Source organism: Leifsonia sp. HAY1-4F, assembly GCF_056755275.1.
The window spans coordinates 1-305 of record NZ_JBNDHX010000235.1 but is presented as its reverse complement, the minus strand read 5'-3'; the positions used below and the strand labels follow the sequence as shown (position 1 = coordinate 305).

General features: G+C 61.6%; 1 protein-coding gene. It reads left to right on the top strand.

Annotated features, from left to right (window positions below):
- Nucleotides 1-305, top strand: a 305-nt coding sequence (locus ACPYOG_RS19355) for a hypothetical protein (RefSeq protein WP_481295758.1), incomplete at both ends; no start/stop codon positions are given.

Below are 305 nucleotides of genomic sequence, written 5' to 3'. Positions count from 1 at the left end.
TCACCATCCAGAACTACGCCGGTGGTGCAGGCCGGCCATACTACACGCAGTCCGGCGCGAACTACAAAGTCACCGCGAGCGTTCCGGACGTCGGATGGGGTGAACGGTTCTCGATCACGGGGTATCCGAACTCTCACCAATATACGATCGCGAGCCATCTCGACGCTCTGCGCGATGGTGCCGAAACCATAGTGTCCCCTGTCCAGGCGGGCGCAGCCTGCCTCTTCTTCGCCCCGGGCGACAAGGGCGCGCACCGGTTCACCTTCACATCTGCTGAGGCCGATCTGCTCGAAGTACAGCAATCA